The sequence below is a fragment of the Marivita sp. NO-S04 genome (assembly GCF_059070475.1).
This window is the reverse complement of record NZ_CM180980.1, coordinates 2,051,998-2,078,185: the sequence shown is the minus strand read 5'-3', so window position 1 is coordinate 2,078,185 and position 26,188 is coordinate 2,051,998. Positions and strand designations below refer to the sequence as shown.

25 protein-coding genes and 1 pseudogene are annotated in these 26,188 nt (G+C 60.6%); 6 read left to right on the top strand and 20 right to left on the bottom strand.

The window, feature by feature from the left end:
- Positions 1-37 precede the first annotated feature (37 nt).
- Complete coding sequence (gltX, locus tag ACK3EW_RS10785) at positions 38-1,450, bottom strand: glutamate--tRNA ligase (RefSeq protein ID WP_493809559.1); 1,413 nt, start codon at positions 1,448-1,450, stop codon at positions 38-40.
- Positions 1,451-1,528: 78 nt separating this feature from the next.
- Between gltX and ACK3EW_RS10780 the strand changes: the two genes are divergently transcribed.
- Positions 1,529-3,559: a ComEC/Rec2 family competence protein gene (locus tag ACK3EW_RS10780; RefSeq protein ID WP_493809558.1), complete on the top strand. Its 2,031-nt coding sequence runs from the start codon at positions 1,529-1,531 to the stop codon at positions 3,557-3,559.
- On the opposite strand, the gene lexA is transcribed toward ACK3EW_RS10780, so the two are convergent.
- The 7 genes from lexA to ACK3EW_RS10745 all read right to left on the bottom strand — a co-directional run bounded on the left by lexA (position 3,553) and on the right by ACK3EW_RS10745 (position 9,143).
- Complete coding sequence (gene lexA, locus ACK3EW_RS10775) at positions 3,553-4,251, bottom strand: transcriptional repressor LexA (RefSeq protein ID WP_493809557.1); 699 nt, start codon at positions 4,249-4,251, stop codon at positions 3,553-3,555. The genes ACK3EW_RS10780 and lexA overlap by 7 nt on opposite strands.
- Positions 4,252-4,337: 86 nt before the next feature.
- Positions 4,338-5,507, bottom strand: a complete 1,170-nt coding sequence (locus ACK3EW_RS10770; protein WP_493809556.1) for a molybdopterin molybdotransferase MoeA — start codon at positions 5,505-5,507, stop codon at positions 4,338-4,340.
- A complete protein-coding gene (gene moaC / locus ACK3EW_RS10765) occupies positions 5,504-5,980 on the bottom strand; it encodes a cyclic pyranopterin monophosphate synthase MoaC (RefSeq protein ID WP_493809555.1) in 477 nt (158 codons plus the stop codon). Before moaC ends, ACK3EW_RS10770 begins: the two co-directional genes overlap by 4 nt.
- Entirely contained in the window at positions 5,977-6,780 is an 804-nt protein-coding gene (gene trpC, locus ACK3EW_RS10760) for an indole-3-glycerol phosphate synthase TrpC (RefSeq protein WP_493809554.1), read from the bottom strand. Before trpC ends, moaC begins: the two co-directional genes overlap by 4 nt.
- Positions 6,777-7,424 (bottom strand): uracil-DNA glycosylase, encoded by a 648-nt coding sequence (locus tag ACK3EW_RS10755; protein ID WP_493809553.1) that lies wholly within the window; start codon positions 7,422-7,424, stop codon positions 6,777-6,779. The genes trpC and ACK3EW_RS10755 overlap by 4 nt, the downstream gene beginning before the upstream one ends.
- A 124-nt stretch (positions 7,425-7,548) precedes the next feature.
- Positions 7,549-8,565 (bottom strand): anthranilate phosphoribosyltransferase, encoded by a 1,017-nt coding sequence (gene trpD, locus ACK3EW_RS10750; RefSeq protein WP_493809552.1) that lies wholly within the window; start codon positions 8,563-8,565, stop codon positions 7,549-7,551.
- Positions 8,562-9,143: an anthranilate synthase component II gene (locus tag ACK3EW_RS10745; protein WP_085632120.1), complete on the bottom strand. Its 582-nt coding sequence runs from the start codon at positions 9,141-9,143 to the stop codon at positions 8,562-8,564. Before ACK3EW_RS10745 ends, trpD begins: the two co-directional genes overlap by 4 nt.
- Before the next feature lie 152 nt (positions 9,144-9,295).
- Here ACK3EW_RS10745 and ACK3EW_RS10740 point away from each other — a divergent pair, with 152 nt between their 5' ends.
- A complete protein-coding gene (locus tag ACK3EW_RS10740; protein ID WP_493809551.1) occupies positions 9,296-11,023 on the top strand; it encodes a divergent polysaccharide deacetylase family protein in 1,728 nt (575 codons plus the stop codon).
- 60 nt (positions 11,024-11,083) lie between these two features.
- On the opposite strand, the gene ACK3EW_RS10735 is transcribed toward ACK3EW_RS10740, so the two are convergent.
- The 3 genes from ACK3EW_RS10735 to ACK3EW_RS10725 form a co-directional block, all read right to left on the bottom strand.
- Positions 11,084-11,725 (bottom strand): DUF1638 domain-containing protein, encoded by a 642-nt coding sequence (locus ACK3EW_RS10735; protein WP_493809550.1) that lies wholly within the window; start codon positions 11,723-11,725, stop codon positions 11,084-11,086.
- A complete protein-coding gene (locus tag ACK3EW_RS10730; protein ID WP_171046092.1) occupies positions 11,709-11,882 on the bottom strand; it encodes a hypothetical protein in 174 nt (57 codons plus the stop codon). The genes ACK3EW_RS10735 and ACK3EW_RS10730 overlap by 17 nt, the downstream gene beginning before the upstream one ends.
- 95 nt (positions 11,883-11,977) lie before the next feature.
- Positions 11,978-12,679, bottom strand: a complete 702-nt coding sequence (locus tag ACK3EW_RS10725) for a corrinoid protein (protein ID WP_085632112.1) — start codon at positions 12,677-12,679, stop codon at positions 11,978-11,980.
- A 183-nt stretch (positions 12,680-12,862) separates the two neighbouring features.
- On the opposite strand from ACK3EW_RS10725, the pseudogene ACK3EW_RS10720 reads away from it, so the two are divergent.
- Positions 12,863-13,948: pseudogene (locus ACK3EW_RS10720) on the top strand (PA0069 family radical SAM protein).
- Positions 13,949-14,075: 127 nt separating this feature from the next.
- On the opposite strand, the gene ACK3EW_RS10715 reads toward ACK3EW_RS10720, so the two are convergent.
- From ACK3EW_RS10715 to ACK3EW_RS10705, 3 genes are all read right to left on the bottom strand, one after another.
- Positions 14,076-14,333 carry an N-(5'-phosphoribosyl)anthranilate isomerase gene (locus ACK3EW_RS10715; RefSeq protein ID WP_493809549.1) on the bottom strand — a complete coding sequence of 86 codons (258 nt, stop codon included), beginning with the start codon at positions 14,331-14,333 and terminating at the stop codon, positions 14,076-14,078.
- Positions 14,334-14,383: 50 nt separating this feature from the next.
- Complete coding sequence (gene bmt, locus ACK3EW_RS10710) at positions 14,384-15,400, bottom strand: betaine--homocysteine S-methyltransferase (RefSeq protein WP_493809548.1); 1,017 nt, start codon at positions 15,398-15,400, stop codon at positions 14,384-14,386.
- A 146-nt stretch (positions 15,401-15,546) separates the two neighbouring features.
- Positions 15,547-16,755, bottom strand: a complete 1,209-nt coding sequence (locus ACK3EW_RS10705; RefSeq protein WP_493809547.1) for a bifunctional alpha/beta hydrolase/OsmC family protein — start codon at positions 16,753-16,755, stop codon at positions 15,547-15,549.
- Positions 16,756-16,887: 132 nt separating this feature from the next.
- Between ACK3EW_RS10705 and ACK3EW_RS10700 the strand changes: the two genes are divergently transcribed.
- On the top strand, positions 16,888-17,736 hold the full coding sequence (locus ACK3EW_RS10700; protein ID WP_493809546.1) for an endonuclease/exonuclease/phosphatase family protein: 849 nt from the start codon (positions 16,888-16,890) through the stop codon (positions 17,734-17,736).
- Here the strand turns inward: ACK3EW_RS10700 and dddP are convergent.
- Positions 17,733-19,079, bottom strand: a complete 1,347-nt coding sequence (dddP, locus tag ACK3EW_RS10695; RefSeq protein WP_493809545.1) for a dimethylsulfonioproprionate lyase DddP — start codon at positions 19,077-19,079, stop codon at positions 17,733-17,735. The two genes, ACK3EW_RS10700 and dddP, sit on opposite strands and share 4 nt — an antisense overlap.
- A gap of 162 nt (positions 19,080-19,241) precedes the next feature.
- On the opposite strand from dddP, the gene ACK3EW_RS10690 reads away from it, so the two are divergent.
- On the top strand, positions 19,242-20,012 hold the full coding sequence (locus ACK3EW_RS10690) for a heme-dependent oxidative N-demethylase family protein (protein ID WP_493809544.1): 771 nt from the start codon (positions 19,242-19,244) through the stop codon (positions 20,010-20,012).
- On the opposite strand, the gene ACK3EW_RS10685 is transcribed toward ACK3EW_RS10690, so the two are convergent.
- The 5 genes from ACK3EW_RS10685 to ACK3EW_RS10665 all read right to left on the bottom strand — a co-directional run bounded on the left by ACK3EW_RS10685 (position 19,985) and on the right by ACK3EW_RS10665 (position 24,345).
- Positions 19,985-20,800: a lytic murein transglycosylase gene (locus ACK3EW_RS10685; RefSeq protein WP_493809543.1), complete on the bottom strand. Its 816-nt coding sequence runs from the start codon at positions 20,798-20,800 to the stop codon at positions 19,985-19,987. The genes ACK3EW_RS10690 and ACK3EW_RS10685 overlap by 28 nt on opposite strands.
- A gap of 109 nt (positions 20,801-20,909) precedes the next feature.
- Positions 20,910-21,671 (bottom strand): hypothetical protein, encoded by a 762-nt coding sequence (locus tag ACK3EW_RS10680; RefSeq protein ID WP_493809542.1) that lies wholly within the window; start codon positions 21,669-21,671, stop codon positions 20,910-20,912.
- Between the two features lie 157 nt (positions 21,672-21,828).
- On the bottom strand, positions 21,829-22,341 hold the full coding sequence (locus tag ACK3EW_RS10675; RefSeq protein ID WP_493809541.1) for a hypothetical protein: 513 nt from the start codon (positions 22,339-22,341) through the stop codon (positions 21,829-21,831).
- A gap of 203 nt (positions 22,342-22,544) precedes the next feature.
- On the bottom strand, positions 22,545-23,951 hold the full coding sequence (glnA, locus tag ACK3EW_RS10670; protein WP_439120717.1) for a type I glutamate--ammonia ligase: 1,407 nt from the start codon (positions 23,949-23,951) through the stop codon (positions 22,545-22,547).
- A 55-nt stretch (positions 23,952-24,006) separates the two neighbouring features.
- Entirely contained in the window at positions 24,007-24,345 is a 339-nt protein-coding gene (locus ACK3EW_RS10665) for a P-II family nitrogen regulator (protein ID WP_085631929.1), read from the bottom strand.
- A 169-nt stretch (positions 24,346-24,514) separates the two neighbouring features.
- On the opposite strand from ACK3EW_RS10665, the gene ACK3EW_RS10660 reads away from it, so the two are divergent.
- Positions 24,515-26,155: an NAD(P)H-hydrate dehydratase gene (locus tag ACK3EW_RS10660; protein ID WP_493809540.1), complete on the top strand. Its 1,641-nt coding sequence runs from the start codon at positions 24,515-24,517 to the stop codon at positions 26,153-26,155.
- The last annotated feature ends 33 nt before the right edge of the window (positions 26,156-26,188 follow it).

Here is a 26,188-nt window from a genome sequence, read left to right as displayed (position 1 = left end):
CTATCCCAAGCCTAGAAACCGCGTCGCCGAGTTGGCGTCAATCAGTCCCTTCGGCAGCTGCTTCTATCAGGCGGGCGACCGTTTCGTCACGCCCAAGAACCAGCATCATATCGAACACACTCGGCGTCACGGCCCGGCCCGCAAGCGCCGCCCGCATGGGACCCGCCAGCTTGCCGAATTTGGTCCCGTGCTCTTCTGCAATTCGGGATGTGACGGCTTCAAGCTCGTCGCGCGTCCAGCTAGCATTTTGCAAGTGCGGCGTCAACGATTGCAGTATACCACGGGATACCGTATCCAGTGCCTTCGCAGCTTTCTCTTCGATCTCAAGAGGTCGAGTAGTAAGAATAAAGTGCGCTTTTTCAACCAGTTCCGGGAACGTGCGTGCCCTCTCCTTGAGGCAATACATCGCACGAAAGATACCATCGGATTGCGCTTCCGTCAGGGCAGGTTCCCCTGCGGCCTCCAGATATGCCTTCAATTCATGCAGCAGTGCAGCATCCTCTGCGACCGCAATATGCTGGCCGCTCAGATTCTCGAGTTTCTTGAAATCGAACCGCGCCGGAGATTTTCCGATGCCGTTCAGGTCGAACCACTCTTTTGCCTGATCATCCGTAAAGAATTCGTCATCGCCGTGGCTCCAACCCAGACGGGCAAGGTAATTGCGCATCCCTGCGGCCGGATAGCCCATCGCCTGATATTCCTCGACGCCCAATGCGCCGTGGCGTTTGGACAGCTTCTTGCCGTCCGGTCCGTGGATCAACGGAATATGCGCCCAGATCGGCACGTCCCAGCCCATCGCGGTGTAGATGCCCATCTGACGCGCCGCGTTGTTCAGGTGGTCATCCCCCCGGATCACATGGGTCACGCCCATATCATGGTCATCGACAACAACTGCCAGCATGTAAACCGGTGTGCCGTCCGAGCGTAACAGAACCATGTCATCCAGCTGATCATTGCGGATGGTGACGTCGCCTTGCACTTCATCGCGGATCACGGTTGTGCCCTCGATCGGTGTCTTCAGCCGGACCACAAACGGCGCATCCGGGTGCGTGCTTGGGTCTGCATCACGCCACGGGCTTTGGAACAAAGTTGACTTGCCGTCGGCCCGTGCCGCCTCGCGGAAGGCCTCGATCTCGTTTTGGGTCGAGAAACACTTATAGGCCGAACCCTTGGCCAGCAATTCATGCGCGACTTCGGCATGGCGATCTGCACCGGCGGCTTGGCTCACCACGTCGCCGTCATGGTCCAACCCTAGCCAGTCCAGCCCCTTGAGAATCGCTGCTGTTGCCTCGGGTGTTGATCGCGCCTTGTCTGTGTCTTCAATCCGCAGCAGGAACTTTCCGCCGCGTCCGCGTGCATAAAGCCAGTTGAACAGCGCCGTGCGCGCCCCGCCGATATGCAGGTAGCCGGTGGGGGATGGGGCAAAACGGGTGACGATCTGGCCGGACATTGGGCGCATTTACCTTTCGATAACTGTCTTGGGGATAGCTTAAGGCTCTCTTAACCAGCACCATCCACGGGGGCAAGTATGGCGCGGGTCCGGGATCTGATCCCCAACATGCTTTTGGCGCAGCGCGGTACGCTGTTTCCCTTTGTCCCGGTGTGCCTTGGCATCGGGATCGGCATCTATTTCGCGCTCCGCATCGAACCACCGGTTTGGATGCTTGCCTGTCTTGCGCTGGCTGGTGTTGGCCTTCTTGTCTGGCATCTGCGCAGCCAGTCGGCCCTTGCGCCGCTGATCTGCGCGGTGGCTATGGTGGCGCTGGGGCTGGCGCTTGCTGGTGTTCGGGCGAATCTGGTGGCAGGTCCGGTGATCGACTGGCGCTACTATGGGCCGGTGACGGGCAGGGTGGTCGACATCGACCTCTCTGCCTCAGACGCGCTGCGCATCACGCTTGACCGCGTCTGGCTGACCAATGTGCCGCTGGCAGAAACGCCGACCCGGGTGCGCCTGTCGCTGCACTCCAAGGTTCCCGGCATTGCGCCGGAACCCGGCCAGACCATCAGCACCACTGCCCATCTTGGCCCGCCCGGCGGCGCGGTAGAACCCGGGGGCTTCGACTTCCGACGCCACGCGTGGTTTTTGCGATTGGGCGCTGTCGGCTACACCCGCGTGCCTCTAGTGCTATGGGAAGAGGCGGGGCAGGACCGTTTCATCTTTCAGGCCCGCATGGCGATCTCGGCCCGCGTGCAGACAGCACTCCCTGGCGAAACAGGCGCCTTTGCAACTGCAATCATCACAGGCGACCGCAGCGCCATTCCCCAACCCGTGCTACAAGCCCTGCGCGACACCAACCTTGCGCATCTATTGGCAATCTCCGGCCTGCATATGGGCCTGGTCAGTGCCTTTGCCTTTGCCGTCTTGCGCCTTGGATTGCTGCTGACGCCCATCGGACTGCGCTGGCCAATCAAAAAAATCGCGGCAGCAGGGGCTTTGGTGGTCGCAGCGGTCTACCTCGCACTGTCCGGCGGCAATGTTGCGACCGAACGGGCCTTTGTGATGGTGGCCGTCATGCTTCTTGCGATTATGGTCGACCGTCGCGCGATCTCATTGCGGGCGGTTGCCTTGGCAGCATTGATCGTACTGGCGTTGCGTCCTGAAGCAATGATCGGGCCGGGGTTCCAGATGTCTTTTGCCGCGACAACCGCGCTGGTCGCCGTGTTTGGCGCGATCCGCGACAGTCGGCATGACCTGCCGCGCCACCGTGTCTTACGCGGGGTTGCGTCGGTGGTCATGTCATCGGCTGTGGCCGGGGCGGCGACCGCGCCCTTTGCCATGGCACATTTCAATCAGATCGCGCAGTTTGGGTTGGTGGCGAACCTTTTGACCGTGCCACTGATGGGAATTCTGGTGATTCCGGCGGCGGTTCTTGGCATCTTGCTCATGCCCTTCGGGCTGGAGGCGCTCGGACTGATCCCAATGGGGCTGGGTCTGGAGTGGATTCTCCATATCGCGCAATCATTGGCGCTCTGGGACGGCGCGGTGCGGCCGGTCATGACGCCAGGAACCGTCGTTTTGCCACTCATCACGCTTGGCGGGTTATTTGTTGTGCTATGGCAAGGCCGCGCGCGTCTGCTTGGTCTTGTGCCCTTGTGCGTCGCGGTGGCGCTTTGGATCAACGCAGAGCGCCCAGAAATCCTTGTGGCCGAAGGCGGTGCGCTGGTGGGCGTGATGACAGACCGGGGTCGCGCGCTGTCGCGGTCCAAAGGGGCGGGCTTTATTGCCGAGGTCTGGCTTGAAAACGACGGGCAAGGCTTGGATCAGCTCGCCGCTGCCGCGCTTTGGGATACTCAGAAAATGCCAATCCGGCATATTCACGGCAAGCGGAACGCTGAGAGCTATCAGGGCTGTACGGATGGCAGCTTGGTGATTGCCAGCGCAGATTTGCCGGACAAGCCAAAAGCGGCAAACTGCGCCGTGTTCGATGCCGCCGCGCTCAAAGGGCAGGGCAGTTTGTCCATCACCTACACTGATACCGGCACATGGCAGATCAAAAAGGCGCGCGACCGGTCGGGCGCGCGCCTTTGGAACGATGCAACCTTGCGACAGGCTCAGTAAGTGCGGATCAGTCCGACAAGTCGTCCCTGCACCTTGACCGCGCCCACGGGCAGGATGCGCGGCTCATATGCCGGATTGGCAGCTTCGAGGATGATGCTCTCACCTTTGCGCTTGTAGCGCTTGAGCGTTGCTTCATAGCCTTCGACCTGTGCCACCACGATGTCGCCATTATCGGCACTGGATGTCTCGCGGATGACGACAACATCGCCATCATTGATCCCCGCCTCGATCATCGAATCGCCTTTGACTTCAAGCGCATAGTGCTTGCCATTGCCCGACAGCATCGCGCCGGGAACCGCGACTGAAGGGGGCACGTCATTGATTGACTCGATCGGCACACCGGCAGCAATCCGGCCCATCAGTGGCAGTTCCAGTGCATGAACATTCTCGACCGCCATCGCATTTGCGGGCTGTGGCATATCTGGCAGATCGCCATCAATCACCTTGGGCGTGAACCCCGGCTGGTTTGCAGCCAGCGTGTCAGGCAATTTCACGATCTCAATCGCGCGCGCCCTGTGCGCAAGACGCCGGATGAACCCACGTTCCTCCAATGCGGTGATCAGGCGGTGAATTCCCGATTTGGAGCGCAAGTCCAGCGCTACTTTCATTTCGTCAAAGCTTGGCGGCACGCCGTCACGCGCCACACGTTTGCTGATGAATTCCAGCAGGTCGAGTTGTTTCTTGGTCAGCATTGTCTGCCTCCGCTCGCATGATCCTCACCGTTTGTTCTACTGTTGTTCTTGTTTTGTGTCAAGAATCAGTAAACGAGCGCGAGAAGTCACCGCAGCGGCAGGTATTCCACAGTCTCACCTGCCGCCCGTGGTGCAACCTTTGGGCTGCGGAGGATCAGCGCATCGGCTTGCCCAAGGATGCTGAGCAGTGAGCTGTCTTGCGATCCAAACGCAACCAAACCGCCCTTCTCGAACCGCGCCCGCATATAATGCTCGCGCGGGCCGTTGGCGGGCAGCGCTTGCGCCAACACACCCGTGCGGCGCGGCGCAGGCTGCGCGGGCAAGCCCAGCATGGAACGCACGACGGGGGCCACAAAGACATGCCCGCAGACCATCGCCGATACCGGATTGCCGGGTAAGCCAATCATCATCGCATCGCCAAAACGACCAGCCATCAACGGTTTACCGGGCCGCATGGCGACCTTGTAAAAGCTCTGATCAAACCCAAGCTGCGGCGCAAGATTGGCCACCACGTCATGGTCGCCCACCGACGCGCCGCCGATTGTCACAATCAGGTCCGCACCTTTGGCCAGCTCGAACGCCGTCCGCAAAGAGGCTTCGTTGTCCCGTGCAATCGGCAGCAGTCGCGGCTCCGCGCCAAGATCACGCATCAAGGCATGCAGTCCAAAGGTGTTCGACGCGATGATCTGATCGGGGCCGGGGGTCTCACCGGGCATCACCAACTCATCGCCGGTCGAGATAAGCGCCACGATGGGCCGCCGTGTCACCGGCACGTCTGCGATGTTCATCGACGCCAACAAGGCAATGTCATTGGAGCCCAGCACACGCCCCGCGCGCACCGTATCGCCGATCTTGAAATCGCCACCCGCAGGGCGGATGTGGTCATTGTCCTCGGGGCTATCACAAATAGTGATCCAGTCGCCGTCGCGGCTGACATCCTCTTGAATCACAACCGCTTTTGCGCCCTCGGGCACCGGCGCACCGGTGAAAATTCGGACTGCTTCGCCAGATTTTACCGATTGGTAAAATCCATGCCCGGCCGCGGATTCACCGACCACCTTGAGTCGTAGTCCTGGCGCAACCTCGGTCACGGCATAGCCATCCATCGCGGATCCGTCGAAAGGCGGTTGGTTCCGCGTAGCCGCCACATCTTGCGACAACACACGCCTATGCGCTTGCAAAAGCGGCACAGTTTCGATGCCAAGCGGCCGCGCTAAGGCGAAGAGTTGCTCAAGCGCCTCCGCAACAGAAATCATGACGCCTCGTACCGCCCTGATTTTCCACCATCTTTCAACACAACGCGAATGCCGGTGATCTCCATCGCCTTATCCACCGCCTTGGCCATGTCATAAACCGTCAGCGCCGCCGTCGACACAGCGGTAAGGGCCTCCATCTCGACCCCGGTCTGCCCGGTGGTCTTGACCGTCGCTTCAATCCGCAGGCCGGGCAGGTCAGGCGCTGGGGTCAGCTCTACCGCGACCTTGGTGATGGGTAGGGGGTGACATAGCGGGATCAACTCGGGCGTCTTCTTCGCTCCCATGATCCCCGCCAACCGCGCCACGCCGATCACGTCGCCTTTCTTGGCGCGGCCTTCGGTGATAATGTCAAAGGTCTCTTGCGCCATGCGGATATAGCCCTCGGCCACGGCAACCCGCGATGTGACGGCCTTGTCGGACACATCAACCATATGCGCGTCGCCCTTGGCGTCGAAATGCGAAAGACCGCTCATGCCGCCACCGGATCAGCCAGCAGCATGCGCGTGGCTGCCGCAACATCCGCCTGCCGCATGAGGCTTTCACCAATCAGGAAACTGCGCGCGCCACATGCGGCCATGTCGGCAAGGTCTGCCGGCGTGAACAGCCCCGATTCCGAGATCAGCATCCGGTCGGCAGGTACATGTTTTGACAGTTCACGTGTTGTCTCAAGAGTGGTCTCGAAGGTATTGAGATTGCGATTGTTTACGCCGATCAGCGGTGATTTCAATTTCAGTGCCCGATCCAACTCCTCGCGGTCATGAACCTCGATCAAGGCATCCATGCCCCAGGCAAAGGCGGCGTCTTCCAATTCCGCTGCCTGCGCATCAGACACGCTGGCCATGATGATCAGAATGCAATCGGCGTGCAGGCTGCGCGCCTCGGCCACCTGATAGGTGTCGTACATGAAATCCTTGCGCAGCGCTGGCAGCGACGTGGCCTGACGCGCTGCCACCAGATAGGACTTGTCACCTTGAAAACTGGGAATGTCTGTCAACACCGAAAGACAGGTCGCGCCGCCTTCCTCATAGGCCTGCGCCAGACTGGCAGGTTCGAAATCCGCCCGGATCAATCCCTTGGAGGGCGATGCCTTCTTGACCTCGGCAATCAGCCCGTAGCCCGTACTTTGTGCCATGCGCAATGCAGCCCCGAACGGTCGGACCAGATCGGCCGCCCGCGCGGCGTCTTCCACAGCCGACAGCGGCACGCGGCCCTTGTCGGCCGCCACTTCTTCAAGCTTGTAGGCTTTGATCTTGTCGAGAATGGTTGCGCTCATGGGTCCGTCCAATTGATCGGCTGTTGACCCTGTTCTTTAAGCCACGCGTTCACGGTGGAAAAGGGGCGCGAGCCGAAAAACCCGCGCCGGGCCGAAAGCGGAGAGGGATGAGCGCTTTCCAAAACCAGATGCCCATGCGCTGCAAGGCGCGGAGCATGCGCCCGTGCGTCATTGCCCCATAGCACAAAGGCGCGCGGTCGGTCGGACAGTGCCTCCAGCACCTGCGGCACCAGTTTCTGCCATCCCAACCGTCGATGCCCCCGCGCCTCTGCGGCTGGAACCGTTAGCACATCATTCAACAGCAACACGCCTTGGTTGGCCCAGAATCGCAGGTCGCCATTGGGGGGCGTACGACCGATGTCCGTGCGCAACTCCTTGAAGATATTGCTCAAAGATCGGGGCAGGGGTTGCACATCCGGGGCAACTGAAAAGGCCAGGCCATGCGCATGGCCTGGCGTCGGATAAGGGTCTTGCCCTAAGATCACCACGCGCACCGCCTCAGGTGCGCAGGCGTCAAGCGCCGCAAAAACCTGTTCCTCGGGCGGCAGGATAACACGGCTGTCCTCTGTCAGCGCGCTGCAAATATCCGGCAGGAGCTCCCGGAAAAAAGGCAAATCCCGCCATCTCTGCGGCACACTCAACATGCCGAACCGCCTTGGTTTCTTTGGGCTCGAAATACCTCGGGGTCTGGGGCAGAGCCCCAGGATTTTCCGTCTACGGAAAATCGACGATGCGTCGACGCATCGTTCGTCGCCCCATACCTTGAGGTCACGCGCTTTGGGTGACGCGGGCCAAAGCTTCGACCCGTGCCTTGGCTGCACCGCTATCGATGCTCTCGGCCGCCATTTCGGCTCCGGCCTTGAGGTCTGCCACTTTGTCTGCAACCACAAGCGCCGCCGCTGCATTGAGCAGCACGGCATCGCGATAAGCGCTCTTTGCGCCATCCAAGAGATCGCGGAGGGCTTGGGCGTTCTCTGCCGGTGTGCCACCAAGGATGTCTCGGAACGGATGCACCGGCAGGCCCGCATCCTCCGGATGCACTTCACGCCCACGGATCTTGCCGTTCTCCAGCACCGCCACCTGCGTTGGGGCCGAGATCGAGATCTCGTCGGTGCCGTCGCCGCCATGCACCAGCCACGCCTTTTCGGACCCCAATTCCATGAGTGTTTCTGCCATGGGAAAGATCAGGTCGATGGTGAACGCGCCGGTCAGCTGCCGCTTCACACCCGCGGGGTTGGTCAGCGGGCCGAGGATGTTGAAGATCGTCTTGGACCCAAGCTCCTGTCGCACCGGCATGACGTGTTTCATCGCAGGGTGATGCATCGGGGCCATCATGAACCCGATCCCGGCTTCCATCAGGGCGCGCTCCACGATCTCTGGGCCGACCATGACGTTGATGCCCATTTCGGTCAGCGCATCCGCCGCGCCCGATTTTGACGACAGATTGCGGTTGCCGTGCTTGGCCACTGGCACACCTGCGCCAGCCACCACAAAGGCGGTTGCGGTCGAAATGTTGAATGTGCCCATCCCGTCGCCACCGGTGCCGACGATGTCCATTGCACCTTCGGGCGCTTTGACCGCCGTACATTTGGCGCGCATGACCCCTGCGGCCGCCGTGTATTCCGAAACCGCTTCGCCACGGGCGCGGAGGGCCATCAGGAACCCGCCGATTTGCGCAGGTGTGGCTGCGCCGTCGAACAGGATTTCAAAGGCCTGTTCCGCTTGCGACCGGCTGAGAGGGCCTTCGGAGGCGGCGTAGATCAGGGGCTTCATCGCGTCGCTCATGCGGGCACCTTCATATCGTTCACAAAGTTCTGCAGCAGCGCATGCCCATGCTCCGAGGCGATGCTTTCGGGGTGGAACTGCACCCCGTGTATCGGCAATTCGCGGTGGCTCAGCCCCATCACCGTGCCATCTTCGAGCCATGCCGTCACCTCGAGGCAGTCCGGAATGGTGTCTTTGTCGACCACAAGCGAATGGTACCGTGTCGCCTCGAAGGGCGATGGCAGTCCCGCGAAAACACCTTTTCCTGCGTGATGCATTACACCCATCTTGCCATGCACGATCTCGGAATGGCGCACGACGGTGCCTCCAAAGGCCTGTCCAAGGGTCTGGTGTCCAAGGCAGACACCCATCAGCGGAGTGCGGGTTTCGGCAGCGGCCAGCGTCAAAGGCAGGCAGATGCCAGCCTGATCCGGGTCACAGGGGCCGGGGGACAGCAGGATGCCCGCAGGGTTCATTCCCATTGCGTCCTGCACGCTGAGCGCATCGTTGCGCACCACCTTTACGTCTGTTCCAAGCTCACCCAGATAATGCACAAGATTGTATGTAAAACTGTCGTAATTGTCGATGAGCAGCAGCATGGGTCTTTCTTCTATCTCGGGGCTGGCGGGGTAGGGGCCAATCGCGGTATACATGCGCAGGCAGACCAAGGCGCGTCAAGGGCGCGGGTGGGTCAACCGGCACGGATGAGATGCCGGGGGCAGCCATGTGGGGCAAGGCGAGGGCGTAGAGCATGTCACGAGGGATTTTGTCAGGAGCCATCTGGGGCGCGGTGCTGTCCATTGGTGGCTTGGGGGCGTTGTCCGTTATGGCTCCAGATCGTGTGGTGACACCGGTTGAGGACGTCGCAGCACCCGTTGCAGCCGACGTGCCTGTCGTTGCAGAGGGGGAAACGGCTGAGGTCGCGACCGCGCCGCAAGGCGAGACAGAGACACCACCTGCTGCGTCCGAGACCACACTTCCAGCGCAAGATGCCGCGCAACCTGAAACTGCTGCAGAGACTTCAGAACCCGAAGACGCAACGTCGGAGGCTCCGACCGAGGAGGCCGTTGAGACCACCGATCCTGTCGTGGAATCCGCGCCTCAGCCGGATGACTCCGGGGGAACGTCGGGCAGTGCTGTGACTGCACCGGGCGTGCGCCCTGAAGACGTGACCGCCGTGACACCGGATGCCTCCGTGCCGCTCCTCGACATACCGATCGCTGAACAGAATACAATGCCCGCAGAAACCGAAGCGGCCCCCGTTCCGGCCCCGGAAACTGGTGAAACCATCGCGGCGCTTGCCGTGCCTGAAACCAGCACGGCGCCCGTCGCGCCGTCGGTCGCTGTGGATCAGGGCGCACCGGGTGGTGTGCAAGCGCCCGTTCTGACTGTACCGGAAAACGAAGCCGGGCTGAGCGTTTCCACAGAACCTGCCCAACCCCCGGTGCCGCCCGTGCCGGTTGTAGAGGCACCGCTTGTACCCGCGCCGGACACCAGCGAGACAGAGCCCGCCGAATCTGAAACTGCAGAGACCGGAGAGGAAAGCCCCGCAGAAGAAAGCGCCACGGAAGATAGTACTGTGTCCGAGCGACCTGCCGTGCGGCGCCTTGTGCCTTCCGTACCTGAACCCGCGCCGGTCGACACTGAGACATCTGCAGCCGCGCTGCGCCCTGCCATCGGCACACCGGCCGCGTCCCTGACCGAACGCGGCCCCGGCAATTCAAGCCGCTTGCCCTCGATTGGCGCAGAGCAGGACGCGGCACCCGATGACACACCTTCCGCCCGCGCCGATACCTCTGGCCTGCCGCCGCTCCAGCGCTTCGCGGCTCAAGTCGACAGCGACCCCAGCCTGCCGAAAATGTCCATTGTGATGATCGACGACGGAACAGGTCCGCTTGGGCCGGACACGCTCGAAGGGTTTCCCTTTCCGGTAACCTTCGCGATCGACCCAGCGCAGCCCGGAGCAACCGACCGCATGGCCGCCTATCGCGCGCTTGGCTACGAGGTGGCGGCGCTTGTCGCGCTGCCTGCAGCGGCGCAACCAACCGATGTAGAGCAGATCCTTGGCGGTGCGGTCGCTGCCGTACCAGAAGCCGTAGCGCTGATCGAGGCACCGGGCGGAGGGTTGCAAGCCGACCGCGCCGTCACCGAACAGGCCGCCAGCTTTGCCGCAGATAGTGGCCATGGTTTGGTGTTCCTGCCCAATGGCCTCAACACCGCGCAGGCAATCGCGCAGCGCGAGGCTGTGCCAGCTCTCAGCATCCTGCGTGACTTCGACGGCGAAGGGCAGGACGCACGCACCAAGCGGCGGTTTCTGGACGGGGCTGCTTTCCGTGCGCGGCAGGATGGGGCGGTGGTCATGCTGGGACGGCTGACGCCCGACACACTTTCGGCTCTGGTGTTGTGGGGGCTGCAGGACCGCGCCTCCAGTGTCTCCATGGTGCCGGTCTCGACGCTTTTGCTTGGGCAATCGAACTGAGACCGGGATAAACGCGTTCAGGCGTCCCGGGATTCCGTCGACGCAAAACACGGCCAACGGTCAGGTCTTGGCCCAACCCTCCAGACGGGTCGCCAAGTCGCCATACCCGGTGAACCGACGTTCGAACCGCAACCCCAGCCGGTCGGCACAGGTTTCTGCCAGGACCGTCAGCGCCGGATCATTGGTCTGGGCCTGATAGACCAGCCGGTCGTAATGTCCGAAATACATGTCCCGCAACTCAGGGTGGCGGTCTAGTCCGAGGGGTTTCCAGACAAACGCATCGAATTGCCGGACGAGGAAATCGGTCAGGTAGAACGCCGTGATTTCATCCCGCGCGGCAAAGGTCTCGGTGCCTTCGAAGAAACTGTAGCAATGGGGCCCGGCGATCATCTCGACGTCCAGATCGCGGCAGGCGGCCTCGAGCAGCCCTCCAGTGCCGCAATCGGCATAGGCGACATAGATCGCCTCGTAGGAGTCGCGATGCGCTGCAACGCTGTCGCGGATTGCAGGGACAATCTTGTCAGGTGTGTTGTGATAAATCGCCGGAAGACAGGTCAGGTCCAGATGGCTCCAACCATTGGCGTCACGCAGATCCAGGATTTCACGGGCCAACGCGCCACAGGCGATAATAAGGACTCGCCCGGCACCCCGAGCGTCAAGTCCCGCCTTTGTCAGCGTCAGGTCGTCAGGCGGGTTCGTCATCACCGGGCACATGGGCCAGACCCCAACGCGCCAGAAGGGCCACGGCAATCAGGGCGGGCAACACCTTGAGGATGCCGAACTGGGCGAAGGCCAAGACCGTCAGCCCTGATGCCGCAATCACGGCCAAGATCATCGAAGCGAATGTCGTCACTGGCATGTCGATCTCCTTGTCCTGAAAATATGGGACAGTTTGATCCATATGAAAAGGCCCCGCCGCATGGCGAGGCCCAAAAAAGTGTCATTTCGCCGATCTTACCCAGCGGCAAGCTGATTGTGCTTGCGACCGACAAAGGTTTTCGCGGTTTCAACTGCCACGGCAGCGTCACGGCAATAGGCGTCTGCGCCGATGGCCTTGCCGAATTCCTCGTTCAGGGGCGCACCGCCCACCAGAACGATATAATCATCGCGGATGCCTTTCTCGACCAACGTGTCGATCACCACTTTCATGTAGGGCATGGTTGTGGTCAGCAGGGCGGACATTCCGAGGATGTCGGGCTGTTCTGCCTCGATCGCATCGAGATACGCGTCTACGGCGTTGTTGATACCCAGATCGACCACTTCAAAGCCAGCACCTTCCATCATCATGCCGACAAGGTTCTTGCCGATGTCGTGGATGTCACCCTTGACGGTGCCGATCACCATCTTGCCGACTCGCGGCGCACCGGTTTCGGCCAGCAACGGCTTGAGAATGAACATGCCGCCCTTCATCGCGTTGGCCGCCAAAAGCACTTCGGGCACAAACAGGATGCCGTCGCGGAAGTCGTTGCCGACGATGGTCATGCCGCCGACCAGCGCCTTGGTCAGGATGTCGTAGGGCTGCCAGCCGCGTTCCAGCAGGATGTTGACCGATTCCTCGATCTCTTCCTTCAGACCATCATAAAGATCGTCGAACATCTGTTCGACCAGTTCCTCGTCATTCAGATCCGCGAGGATGATATCTTCTTCGTCAGCCATGTATGTCACTCCAGACGCTGGCGGGGCCGCCAGTGATTGTTTTGTCGACTAATCGTCGTTTTCCGACGCTGCCACTTGGTGAAATCCGACATGCGCGCGAACGCAACCGACGCGGGCCGGGCCAACGCGGTCTGTCAGGGCATGTGTCTTGCGAATGTTCTTATTTCGTTCTATCTTCGCGCCATGACCCAACCGGACCGATATGTCGCGCCCGATTTGCGACGTGGGCGTGGTGCCCAAAGCCGCGATTGCGGCCGCTTCGAGCGGTTGCGCAGGGTCGACGAAGGCGACGGTTGGGACATGCCCGAAGACGACCCGGCCTTGCGCACGCAGGTGTCCGAGGAACGCCCCAGACGCCTGATCAACTATGTGTCCTCGCCGGATCTGTCTTTCGACCGCACCATCAATCCCTACAGGGGATGCGAACACGGATGCATCTATTGCTTTGCCCGTCCGAGCCACGCTTGGCTCGGACTGTCGCCGGGTCTTGATTTCGAGACCAAGCTTGTCGCGCGCCCGGACGCGGCTGAGGTGCTGGACCAAGAATTGCGCGCCCGCCGCTACCGCGTGGCACCGATCGCGATCGGAACGAACACTGACCCTTACCAACCGATTGAGCGGGATCGCAGGATCATGCGCGATTGTCTGAAGATATTGCAGACGTCTCGTCATCCGGTGATGATCGCCACCAAAGGCACCTTGATCGAACGGGATATCGACATTCTGTCCGAAATGGCGGCGCAAAATCTGGTGCGCGTCGGCATCACGATCACGACGCTTGACGCCGACCTCAACCGGCGGATGGAACCGCGTGTGCCCAGCCCGGTGCGGCGGCTGGCGACGATCCGCCGCCTGTCCGAGGCGGGCATCCCGGTGCGTGTGATGCTGTCGCCAATCGTGCCGGGGCTGACCGATTCCGAGATCGAACCGATCTTGACCGCCGCGCGCGACGCGGGGGCAACTGCCGCCACATAGGCGATGCTGCGCTTGCCTCTGGAGGTGGCGCCGCTTTGGGAGGCGTGGATGGATGCGCATTATCCGGACCGGAAATCCCGCGTGATGTCCAAACTCCTAGAGATGCATGGTGGCAAGGTCTACGACGCGCAGTTCTTCAAACGGGTGCGCGGCGAAGGGGCGTATGCCGCCCTGATCGCGCAGCGGTTTACCAAAGCGCGCAAAAGATTGGGGCTGGATGGCGACATGCCTGACCTGGATTGCACCATCTTTCAGCCGCCCGCCCGCGCCGGGGATCAGCTGAACCTGTTCTGAAGCGGATCGCACACCCTTCGAAGGGTTTGTCCAAGTCCTTCGAAGGACTTGCCCCAATGCACTACAAATGCTGCGCAGCAAAGCCTTCGAAGGCTTTGCCTCGTCTTTTCGAAAAGACGGGGCCGCCTTATTCGAAGAGGTGCACGGGTTCGGTGTTGCAGAAGATAACAACCTGTCCACCATTGACCACAGCGTGATAACCGCGGCGCTGCAACGCGCGTCGGAACCGCTCCCAGCCCAGAATGCGCTCGATATCGCGCGCTTGTCGGCGCACGACACCGCCCTTGGCTGCGGCCTGCGCGGAAAAAACATGGGTAATCCACTGATCCGGCGACAGGGCCGGAGGAGGGCGACGGGACGGGGATGGGGCAAAGATATCACGCATACCCCCTATCTGTCAGACTGGTGGTTAACATGGTGTAAAGGACAAGCGGATCAGGCGCGGCGGCGTCCACGCCGTTCGCGCTTGGGTGCACCGCTCTGGTCGCCGGTGCCGTCGCTGTCCGAACTGAACGGGCCGATCTCGGCCACGATCTGGTCCAGCGTTGGCGCGTCGCCCTTTGGGGTGCTCTCCAAGGCTTCGCGCATGGCGCGAAGGTGTTCGGGCATGGTGCCGCAGCACCCCCCGATGATCTTGGCCCCGGCATTCCGGGCAAGGAGCGCGTACCGTGCCATCAACTCCGGTGCGCCGTCATAATGGATGTGACCGTCGACATATTTCGGAATGCCCGCATTACCCTTGGCGATGATCGCCCGTTCGGTTCCGGTCGCGGTAAAGCCCAGGACCGTTCGGAGAAGATCCGACGCGCCGGTGCCGCAATTGGCACCAAAGGCCAGCGGCGGATTTGGCAGAGACGTGATCATCTCGGCCATACCTTCCGAGGTCATGCCCATCATCGTGCGCCCTGCGGTGTCGAAACTCATCGTGCCGCACCATGGAACATCCGCCAACGCAAACGCCTCGGCGGCGGCACGGAATTCTTCGGGGGCGCTGATGGTCTCAACCCACATCACGTCGGCGCCGCCTTCCTTGAGCCCCTCAGCCTGTTCGTGGAACATCTCAACCGCGCTCGCATGGGAGAGCGTGCCCACGGGTTCCATGATTTCGCCAGTCGGCCCGACCGAGCCGGCAACAATCACTTGACGACCGGCGCTGTCGGCCACCTCGCGGGCCAGCTCGGCCCCGATGCGCGACAGTTCGCGCGCGCGGTGGCCGGCATTGTGCAGCTTGAGACGCGAGGCGTTGCCGCCAAAGGTGTTGGTCAGGAACAGGTCGCTGCCTGCGTCGACTGCGCCGCGATAAAGCGCGCGAATGTTGTCGGGCTTGGTCTCGTTCCAGAACTCGGGTGGATCGCCGCTTTCCAGACCCATGTTAAACAGATTGGTCCCGGTCGCGCCATCGGCCAGAAGCCAGTCGCGGGTGGACAGAAGATCGTGCAGCGGGTTTGTCATGACGGGCCTGTCGGTCAGAAAGTTTGACCCTGCCTGTCACACTTGGCGTCTTGAGACAAATTCATAATTCTCAAGACCATTATGAACAGGGCGCGATGCGATCCGTCGACGGATCGCATGAAACGCGTCGACGCGTTTCAGCGCGCTCAGACCAGTTCGGTTTCGACCCGGCTGGAGGCTTCCAAGGTTTTGTGAACCGGACATTTATCGGCAATTTCCAATAGCTTCTGACGCTGGTCCGAACTTAGATCGCCGGTCACGGTGATCCTGCGGCGGAAAAGGTCGATATTTGCATTTGTCGGTGTCAGGGCATCTTGCGCATGCACCTTGTCGTGGCTCACATCCACGGATACGGTTTTCAGCGGCCAGCCCTTGCGCCGGGCATACATGCGCAGCGTCATGGATGTGCAAGCCCCCAGACCAGCAGCGAGCAATCCGTAAGGCGACAGCCCCCGATTGGTGCCACCATAGGCCAGCGGTTCATCCGCCAGCAGATGATGGGGTCCTGCCTGAACGTCCTGCAAGAACCCCGTTGGATCGGCCTCTGAGACGCGCACGATGCCTTCGGGTGCGCCGATGGGGGGGGCAGGCGGGGTAAGGTGCAAGTACCGTCCCGCCCATGCCGCGATCACATCCGCTGCGTATTCTGCATCCCGCGCCTGCGTGATCAGATGGTCGGCATCGTCCAATGTGACAAAGCTTTTTGGATGTCGTGCGGCGGCAAAGATGTTGGTGGCGTTCTCGATCCCGACCACGCTGTCGCGCGGCGCGTGCATCACCAAAAGCGCGGCCTTCAGTTCCTTGATCACCGGTCCAAGCATCTGCGCCTTCACGTCTTCGACAAAGCCTTTGCCGATGGTGAAGGGGCGTCCGCCCAGATCAACTGTTGCCCTGCCCACGGTCGAGATATCCTCAAGCGCATCCGAGAAGTTATGCGTGACATGCTCAGGATCATAGGGGGCGCCGATGGTGACGACTGCCTTGATGCCCGCCATGTCGCCTGCGGCGCGCAAGACCGCAGCCCCGCCCAGCGAATGACCGATCATCAACGTCGGCGCCATGCCGCGTCCGGCCAGATACGCCGCAGCCGCATGCAGGTCGCCGACATTCGACGTAAAGGTCGTGTTGGCGAATTCGCCCTTGGAGTGGCCAAGCCCCGTAAAGTCGAACCGCAGCACTGCGATCCCCATCGCCGCCAGACGCGCGGCGATCCGCCGGGCGGCCGGAATGTCCTTGGAACAGGTGAAGCAATGCGCAAAAAGGGCGGTGGCCAGATGAGGCCCATCAGGCAGGTCAAGCCGCGCCGATAGGGTGTCTCCGGAATGGCCGGGAAATGTGATGCGTTCGGTGGTCATGGTTTTGGTCCTTGGGGCCGGGGCAGGGCAGCCCTTTGGCATTTCGTATGAACCAAGAGTGTGGGGTGTGTCCCCCATGCGCAAGCATTGTGTCGGGAGCGTCACAGGATGGTGAGAGCCGGACAAGGGATGGTGAGCATTGTTGCAGTCTTGCTGGGCGCGGCCTTTGTTGGCGGGTTCGCTGGCGCTCTGCACCCGCTGGGCGATAGTTTGGTTGTGTTCCGTATTCCTATCGCCGTGGTGTTTGCGCTTTGGGTGATCTGGTCGCCGTGGCCTGCGTGGATCAGGTGGAGCATCGCTGTGATGTGCCTTGCGGCGATGGGGCAGATCGTGGCGCAGAAATACGTGTCACATCCCGAAGGACCGATCACGATCTACCAGAAGAACCTGCTGTTCCAGAACGACCAAGTCGCGGCGCTTGCCGCCGACATCCGCACCACGCGCCCCGACATTGTGACGTTGCAGGAACTTACCTCGCGCAACGCCGCCCTCGTGCGCGAATTGCGGGCTGAGTATCCTTATCAGGCCAGTTGTGCGCTGGTGGAATGGGCGCGGGTCGCGATCCTGTCACGCTGGCCGGTCGAAGGCGAAATCTGTGTTGAAGGACAGGGGCTGGTCGGAATTCAGGTGATGTCGCCGAATGGGCTGTTCTGGGCATTCAGCGTGCATGCGTTTTGGCCATGGCCGCATGGTCAAGCCAATCAGTTCGACGTCATTCTACCGGTGCTGCGCGACCTGGAAGAACCGGTTGTGATCGCAGGCGATTTCAACATGGTGCCGTGGTCTTATGCCTTGCGGTCCATCGAACGCAGCATTGGCGCCACGCGGGCCGGGCCGCTGTTCTCGACCCTGATCAAGATCGGTGCACCTTTACCCATCGACCATGTCTATGCGCCGGGTGGCGGGCAGGCGGTGCGACGGCCCTTGCTGGGGTCGGATCATAGTGGGGTCTTGGCCAAGGTCTTCGTGTTCGAGCCTTAAAACGCCACTCCCATCAACGCTGGATCAAACGGGTATTTCGACAGGTTCTCATAGCCAGTCTCAGTAATCAGCACCTGATCCTCAAGCTTGATCGAGAAATCGCCCCCAACCTCGCCCACCAACACTTCGACACAGAGCGTCATGCCCGGCTCAAGCGGGTAGTCGAAAGCGCCGGGAACCGCATGATCGGGATAAGACACCAAGGGCCATTCGTCACAAAGGCCCACGCCATGCATCAGGCAGCCGTATTTTTGGGCTTGGTATTTCTCGTGCAGCACATGGGTGCGCGCGGTCAGTTCGGGTATCGTCACGCCGGGTTTGAGCATCTCCATATTGGTCATCACATGCTCATGCGCGTGTTTCATGGCCTCGATCATGTCGGGGCGGGGGGCTCGGTCACCGATCCACCAGGTGCGGCTCATATCTGTGCAAATGCCGTAGCTGCCAATGAGGTCGGTATCAAAAGCGACAATCTCGTTGTTCTGCACGATCCGTCCGCCGCATTCCTGAAACCACGGATTGGTGCGCGGGCCAGAGGTCAGAAGCCGGGTTTCGATCCATTCACCACCGCGGCGGATGTTCTCGGCGTGCAGCACCGCCCAGATGTCGTCTTCGGACACGCCGCCACCCGGCACATGGGCGCGGGCAAAGCGTTCCATCTCGGCCATGGCAACCTCGCAGGCATGCACCGAACAGCGCATCGCCTTGATCTCGTCCGGGCCTTTGATAGCGCGAGACTTCTCGGTGACCTCTTCGCCCTCCATGATCTCGAACTCTTGCGCCTCAAGCGCGCGCAGGCCGTGCAGCATGATTTTGTCCACCGCCAAGCGTTTGTTGCCCGGCGCGTGTTCGGCCAGCAACGTGCGGACATCGTTGGCGAACACGTCCGCAGCCAAATCGACCTTGTCGCCCCGGTCGAAGTAGAACAGGTCCGCCCCCGACCGGGCCTCGCGCACCAAGGGGTTGAACGCCGACAGGAAGGGCGAGTTCTTGTAGTCCCAGATCACCATGTACCCATCAGCACACAGCAAAACGGCGCGGAACGGGTTGTGGGTGTTCCAAAGCTGCATGTTGGTGCTGTCCGTCGCGTAGCGGATGTTCAACGGGTCAAACATCAACAGACCCGCATAATCCCGTTCGACGATATGCTGCGTCAGCCGCGCCCAGCGGTAGCGGCGCATCTCTTGCAGGTCGGGCAGGTCCAACCCCGCCGCCGCCCATTCGCCGTAAGCAAGTTGCGTCGGGCCGATCTCGACGCGGTTTTGGTCGTTGGGCGTGTTGTCGCCCGTGGTGGCGCCACGGGTCGGGTCGATCTTACGTGTGTCGCGGAAATGGGTGTTCATGGCAGCGCCTCCTTCGCATGATGCTGAACAGGACGCGCCTCACAAACGCGCCGATTTGCGACCTTGTTCGGCGGGGGGCGTGACGCTTTTGATCTTGCTGCACATGCGCTCGGTCGAACGCCGTGTCTTTTCTCTCTCCTGAGGCTGGGTTAGTCCTGCAGCATGATCCTGCAACGCGCCTTGCCTTATGATGTGATGATACCCCGACCGCTGCCGGGAATCGCGCCCTTGGGGGACGATCCTTGGTTTTTGGTGGACGAGGCATACGCCCCGCAAATGGCGGAACGATTGCATCTGATGGCGTCACGGCGGGATGATGTGATCGCCACCGCCGCACCCGATCCGGCGAACCTGTCCAAGATGATGGACGCGGTGTTGGACCATCTGCCAAAGGGCTTCGCAAGGAAAGGCGATCAGGTTACATGCCCCGATGGACGGGCTGTGAATATCGGTACATTAGATCCGTTCGGCACCCTTGGCCAGATCGTGCAGAACGACATCTGCCTGATGGAAAAGCGTGGCGACGAACACGTGCTGACGGGCGCGGTGCTGTGTTTTCCGGCAAGTTGGCGTTTGCGCGAAAAGATCGGTCATCCGCTGACCCATATCCACATCCCGGTCAAAACCTATACCGATAATATCGCCCGCAGGGTTCAGCGCCTGTTTGACGGGGTGCGGCCCGGGATGCCGATCTGGCGGTTCAACGCGCTTTGGTACGACGACCCGAGCCTCTATCAGCCGCGCGCCGTGTCCGAGCCGCGTCCGCTGACCGAGGCCGGCAAAACGCCCTACCTGCGCACCGAACGTCAGGTGCTTTGGAGATTGCCCGACAGTGATGCCGTGCTGTTCACGATCCATACCTTCGTGCTGGCCCGAAACGATGTTCCGGGCGCGGCAGACGACGCTCAGCCGCCCGCGCGCTCGGCAGAATAGACGATTGCCCGCAGATAATTGCCGCTGTCATTCCATACCGACAGGACATTGAAATTCGGCGTACCTTCGCCGAAGGGTTGACCCGGTTGCCAACCATTGCGGCGTAGCATGTTGGCGGCTGTGGCCAGCGCATCGTCGGCATTGTATGGATCGGCTCTGCCGTCGCCGTTGCCGTCGACACGGTATTTCAGCCAGTTCCCGGCGAGAAATTGCATGTGCCCTAATTCACCCGACGGGCCACCCTTGGTGCTCGGTGACAGGATACCGCTGTCCACCATGTTCAGCGCGGCAATCGCGTGCGGCTCGAACCGTGGGTGACGGCGGCAATAGGAGGAGAGCGTGACAGCTCCGTCAACAACGGAAGTTCCGCCCAGATAGCCGCCCCAGCTGGTTTCCAGCCCCCAGATGGTGGCTAGGATCGATGCGGGAACGCCGTAGTTGCGTTCGATCGACCCAAACGTATTTGGGTTCCGCGCGATTTTGGCGCTGGTCTGATTGATGAAGCTCTGGGCGGTGCTTCCCGATCGCTTGGCCAGAAACTTGGCCGGATCACCCTGCAACGTGCCAGTCTGGTTGCCGGGGTTGGATTCAAAGCGCCATGTGATGTCCGACAGGCGGGCGTTCTGCAACGCCGTCAAACCACGTTGGCCGACACCGGCCGCTGCCGCCTGACCAGCAAGCGTTTGCTTGTACTGCGCAAATGCGCCTTTGTTGGTAATACATTCAGCCGAATAGGCAGGAAGAGCTGCGCAAAGCGACAGGCAGGCAGCAACAAGAAAACGACGCATCAACGACACTCCAACAAATTTAGTTTGTGGAGACGTTAACAAATGCGTCGTTCTGAGCAAGCGTGAACGCGCGGCCAGAACTCTCGGGCCGCGTGAAACCAGCGTAAGATCAGAGGATCTGGGGCAGGCTCGGAGCCATGCCTGTCTGGGCCAAAACCGCATAAAGACCGGCAACACCCAGCGCCATTGCACCAGACCGGACGTCTTCACCGCGCACGAGGTTGTGAACGATCAACGGTATGGCCAGCGGTGCTGCGATCAATGCTGTGGTGAAGGAAATCGCCCAAGCGGACAGGCGCATCTGTGCCGATTTCGCCCGGCGCTCTTCCAGTTCCATGCGTTCGATCTCTTCCAGCGTCACACCGTTCATCTGTGCTCGTACAGCGGTCATCATCCAGTTGTCCATCTGCGTGGCCTTGCGCCTCCGCGTGGACCGAATGCGTGCATTGGCAGAAACCTTGCGCGGTACGATGCGAGCCTTGGCAAAGCCGTCATCGGCAACGGTGTCACCGGCGGCAAGGAAATCGGCAACCGCAATAGGGTTTGTGCTGCCATTCCAGAATACGGTGTGCGCGTCGAAGTCACGGCACAGCTCTGCTGCGACATTGGCCAAACGTGCGGCAGCGGCGCGCGCTTCGGTTCCCCGGCTTGCCAACATGATCACGCTGCTATGGCCGACCTCGTCGATGGCCAGCGTCACGGTGTCCGTTTCATTGACGACCCAGTCGATATAATCGCGCGTGACCGGCTGCCGTTGGAATTTAATGCGCTGATTTTGCAAGGCAGCGTGAATGGCTGGCACGACGGATTGGCAGATCGAGTCGCGCGATTTGTTTGTGACCATGCTGATCACTGTAACATCCGTTGTCATCCCAGTACCTTTCAGGTTCCGTAGAAGTCTCCCACGGTCACACTTAAGGCGGAGATTGTGTTCGAAATGCGCAGTGAATCTGGCTCAAATTGGAAATTTGGCCGGTTTCGGGTTTTTCTGAGGGTTTGTTTGGCAGGGGCGGCTGCGCACCGGCAGTTCACTTGCCGTAATGTTGCTTGGCCGTGTCTTGCAGCTTGTCAAAGTTGTAAGCGGTCTTCGCTTGTTCGGCCAGTTCCATTTGCCCCTCTAGGGTGCTGTAATACTCGGCCTCTTCCTTCGTCACGTTTCCCGTGGTCAGGCGAAGGCCCATCGTGTGAATCGATTTGCGTGCTTCGCGGACTTCGGGGTCGTCATTGCCGTCGATATACATGGTCTTTAGCATAGACATGCCAGTTGCCGTGTCCTGCAAAGCGGTGGAGGTACTGGCAAGGCGGTCTTCGTTCTGGGCAAAATAGATCGTGCCCATCGCGGCACCAATCGGCATCACGACAAGAATAAGAATTCCAAAAAGAATGTATTTCACCATCGACCCCTTTGGGCCCTTGTCTCTTGGGCCTTGGGGGCCGTTGCCACTGCCGCCACTTGGCGGAGGAGGCGGCGGCGTTTGGGATGGTTGCGCACCGTTCTTGGCATTGAGCCGCGCTATCCGGTCCTGAAAATCGCTAGTCATCGGGGCAATCCTTACGCAAGTTCATCAAATTGATCCGGCCGAAAGGTCGAAACAGATAACATACTCACATCCGGTTTGGGTCAGTCTGCGACCGAAGAGGGGCCATTGTTGGGCAATCACCCGCAAGATTTTTCGATGCCGCAAGGCAAGAAAAAGGCGCCCCGAAGGACGCCTTTTCCAGAAATCCAGTCTGATCGGAAAGATCAGCTGCTGTAGTACATTGCGAATTCCACCGGGTGTGGTGTCATTTCGTAAGACTCGATCTCTTCCATCTTCAGGTCGATGTAACCGTCGATCTGGTCTTTGGTGAACACGTCACCGGCCAGAAGGAACTCGTGATCTGCCTGAAGTTCTGTGATTGCTTCGCGCAGGCTGCCGCAGACAGTCGGGATGCCGGCCAGCTCTTCTGCAGGCAGGTCATACAGGTTCTTGTCCATGGCTTCGCCCGGATCGATCTTGTTGGTGATGCCGTCAAGACCGGCCATAAGCAGCGCCGCAAAGCACAGATAGGGGTTTGCGGTGGGATCGGGGAAACGGGCCTCGACGCGCTTTGCCTTCGGGCTTTCGGTCCACGGAATACGAACGCAGCCCGAGCGGTTGCGTGCGGAATAGGCGCGCAGAACGGGGGCCTCGTAGCCCGGGACCAGACGCTTGTAGCTGTTGGTCGACGGGTTGGTGAACGCGTTGAGCGCCTTGGCGTGGGTCAGGATGCCGCCGATGAAGTACAGGGCTTCCTGGCTCAAATCGGCATACTTGTCGCCTGCGAAAATCGGCTTGCCGTCTTTCCAGATCGACATGTTGACGTGCATGCCCGAGCCGTTGTCGCCCTTGAGCGGCTTCGGCATGAAGGTGGCCGAGCGGCCATAGGACTGCGCGACGTTGTGGATGATGTACTTGTACTTCTGAAGCTCGTCCGCTTGCTTGACCAGCGAGTCGAAGATCAGACCCAGCTCGTGCTGGCTGGTCGCCACTTCGTGGTGGTGCTTGTCGACTTTCATACCGATGCGCTTCATGGTGGACAGCATCTCGGAGCGGATGTCCTGACCATCGTCAGACGGGTTCACCGGGAAGTAGCCGCCTTTGTAGGTCGGACGGTGACCAAGGTTGCCCATCTCGAATTCGCTGTCGGTGTTCCAAGCTGCGTGATCGGCATCGACCTCGTAGGACACCTTGTTGGGTGCAACCGAGTAACGCACATCGTCGAACAGGAAGAATTCAGCTTCCGGGCCGAAGTAGGCGACGTCGCCTATGCCCGAGGACTTCAGGTACGCTTCTGCTTTGGCTGCAGTGCCGCGCGGATCGCGGTTATAGGCTTCGCCTGTGTCGGGTTCGACAACGGAGCAATGCACACACACGGTCTTTTCAGCATAGAACGGGTCGATATATGCGCTGTCAGTGTCGGGCATCAGTTTCATGTCGGAGGCTTCGATGGACTTCCAGCCTGCGATGGACGACCCGTCGAACATAAAGCCTTCGTCGAGGAAGTCTTCGTCCACTTGGTCGGACATCACTGTTACGTGCTGGAGCTTACCGCGCGGGTCGGTAAACCGGATGTCCACATACGCGACATCTTCGTCCTTGATCATCTTGAGAAGCGCTTCAGTGCTCATTCTCTCTTCCCTTTCACTGAGTTTGGGTCGTTGTTCGTATAGTCTTGGTGCAGGATCAGATTGCGTCCGATCCGGATTCACCTGTTCGAATTCGGATGGCCTGCTCGACAGGCGATACGAAAATTTTGCCGTCGCCGATCTTGTCGGTCTTTGCGGCATCAACAATGGCAGCAATTGCGCCATCGACTTGGTCGTCATCCAGAACGACCTCGATTTTTACTTTGGGCAGGAAGTCGACGACGTATTCGGCACCACGGTACAGTTCCGTATGGCCTTTCTGGCGGCCGAAGCCTTTGACTTCCACAACGCTCAGGCCTTGAATGCCGGCGTCTTGAAGGGCTTCCTTCACCTCGTCGAGTTTGAAGGGTTTGATGATGGCTTCAATCTTTTTCATGGCGGGTCCCTCGCTCCTGCATTGCGGTCGTCAGACCACTTCTGTTTGAGAGCCACAATCAGCTAGGGTAAATGTCAGGGCATCGGGCGCAGGGATTGAAATCCGTCGCTTAAAAAATATGCAAGTTGCATAAAAACCGTGCAAAACTGAATCAAAGGGAAGATCAGACGTGGCCGAATTGCTCACCTCCGCCCAGATGCGCGCCATTGAGCAGGCCGAAATCGAGTCGGGCACTGTCACAGGGCTGCAGTTGATGGAGCGCGCCGGGCGTGGCGCCGTCGCGGCTGCTATAGAGAAATGGCCGGAATTCGCGCAAGGCAGTCATCGTGCACTGGTGCTGTGTGGACCGGGAAATAACGGTGGCGACGGTTTTGTCATTGCGCGACGGTTGGTCGACCGTGGTTGGAATGTGGACCTTTTCCTTTATGGCGATGCAGCGAAACTGCCACCGGATGCACGCGTCAATCATGATCTGTGGGCCGAAAGAGGCGTGGTCAGAGCTTTTGACCTGTCCGCGATGTTCGATTGTGATCGGCCGGACCTGTTTGTCGATGCGGTGTTCGGGACCGGACTGACACGCCCCTTGCCCAACGATCTGGCAACCGCTCTTGAGGTGCGCATGATGAGTCACTGGACGTGTGGCCATGGGATTAAGCGCTTGGCGGCCGATTGTCCGTCGGGTCTGAACCTCGACACCGGGATGGTTCCAGCATCTGAAAGTGATGCGGTGCCAAGGGTCAATTCCGCTGATCTGACTGTCGCGTTCCACAGTCTCAAGGCCGGTCACAGGCTGGGACTTGGTCCAACGCTCTGTGGTGAGGTTCAGGTGGTGGATATCGGTCTGACGGGGCCGGATGCGGCAGAGCGCGCGATGATCGGCACCCCGCCAGACGCAGACCGTGTGCGGCTCGTTGCGCCGAAATTTGCGCAAGGACCGCTACCGCTGCGCATCTGGCCAGGTGCAATGATCGCCAAGCTGCGGGGGCAGGGGCATAAATACGACTACGGCCACGCGATGGTCTGCGCCGGTGGTCCGGGCCGCGGCGGCGCAGCGCGCATGGCGGCACGCACGGCATTGCGCAGCGGGGCAGGGCTGGTCACCGTGCTCTGCCCGCCAGAGGCGCTGCAGGAAAATGCCTCACATCTGGACGCCATCATGCTGCGCGCTTGCGCCACTGCAGAGACCTTCCGCCAAATCTTGGATGATCGAGTGTCTGCGCTTTGCCTTGGCCCCGGGCTTGGCCTCGGGTCCGCGACCCGTGACTTGGTGTCTGTGGCACTCGCGCATCGCCGGGGGGATCGTGGATGGCGCGATCCAGCGGTTGTGCTGGATGCAGATGCGCTCACGTCGTTCGAAAATGACCCTGACGGGCTGTTCGCGCAAACCCACGCGCGGACCGTTCTGACCCCGCATGAAGGCGAGTTTGCGCGTCTCTTCCCTGATTTGGCGCAGTCGGCACGTGCGAACCTGTCCAAGATCGACGTGGTGCGCAAAGCGGCCGAGCGGGCGGGCTGTATCGTGTTGCTCAAAGGTGAGGACACAGTGATTGCACGACCCGGCGGCGGCGCCAGCGTGCACAGCGCCAGTGGGGAGCGTGCCGTACCGTGGCTGGCGACCGCTGGGGCGGGGGATGTGCTGGCAGGGTTGATTGCCGGGTTGGCCGCGCCTGAGACCGCGCCAGATCTCTATTGCGTCACCGAAGCGGCAGTTTGGTTGCACTGCGAGGCTGCACGTCAATTCGGCCCCGGTTTGATCGCCGAAGACCTTCCCGAAATTTTGCCCAAGGTCTTTGCAACACTTGCGCGCTAAGAAACTTCGTACGAAGTTTCTCAGTCATCAGAA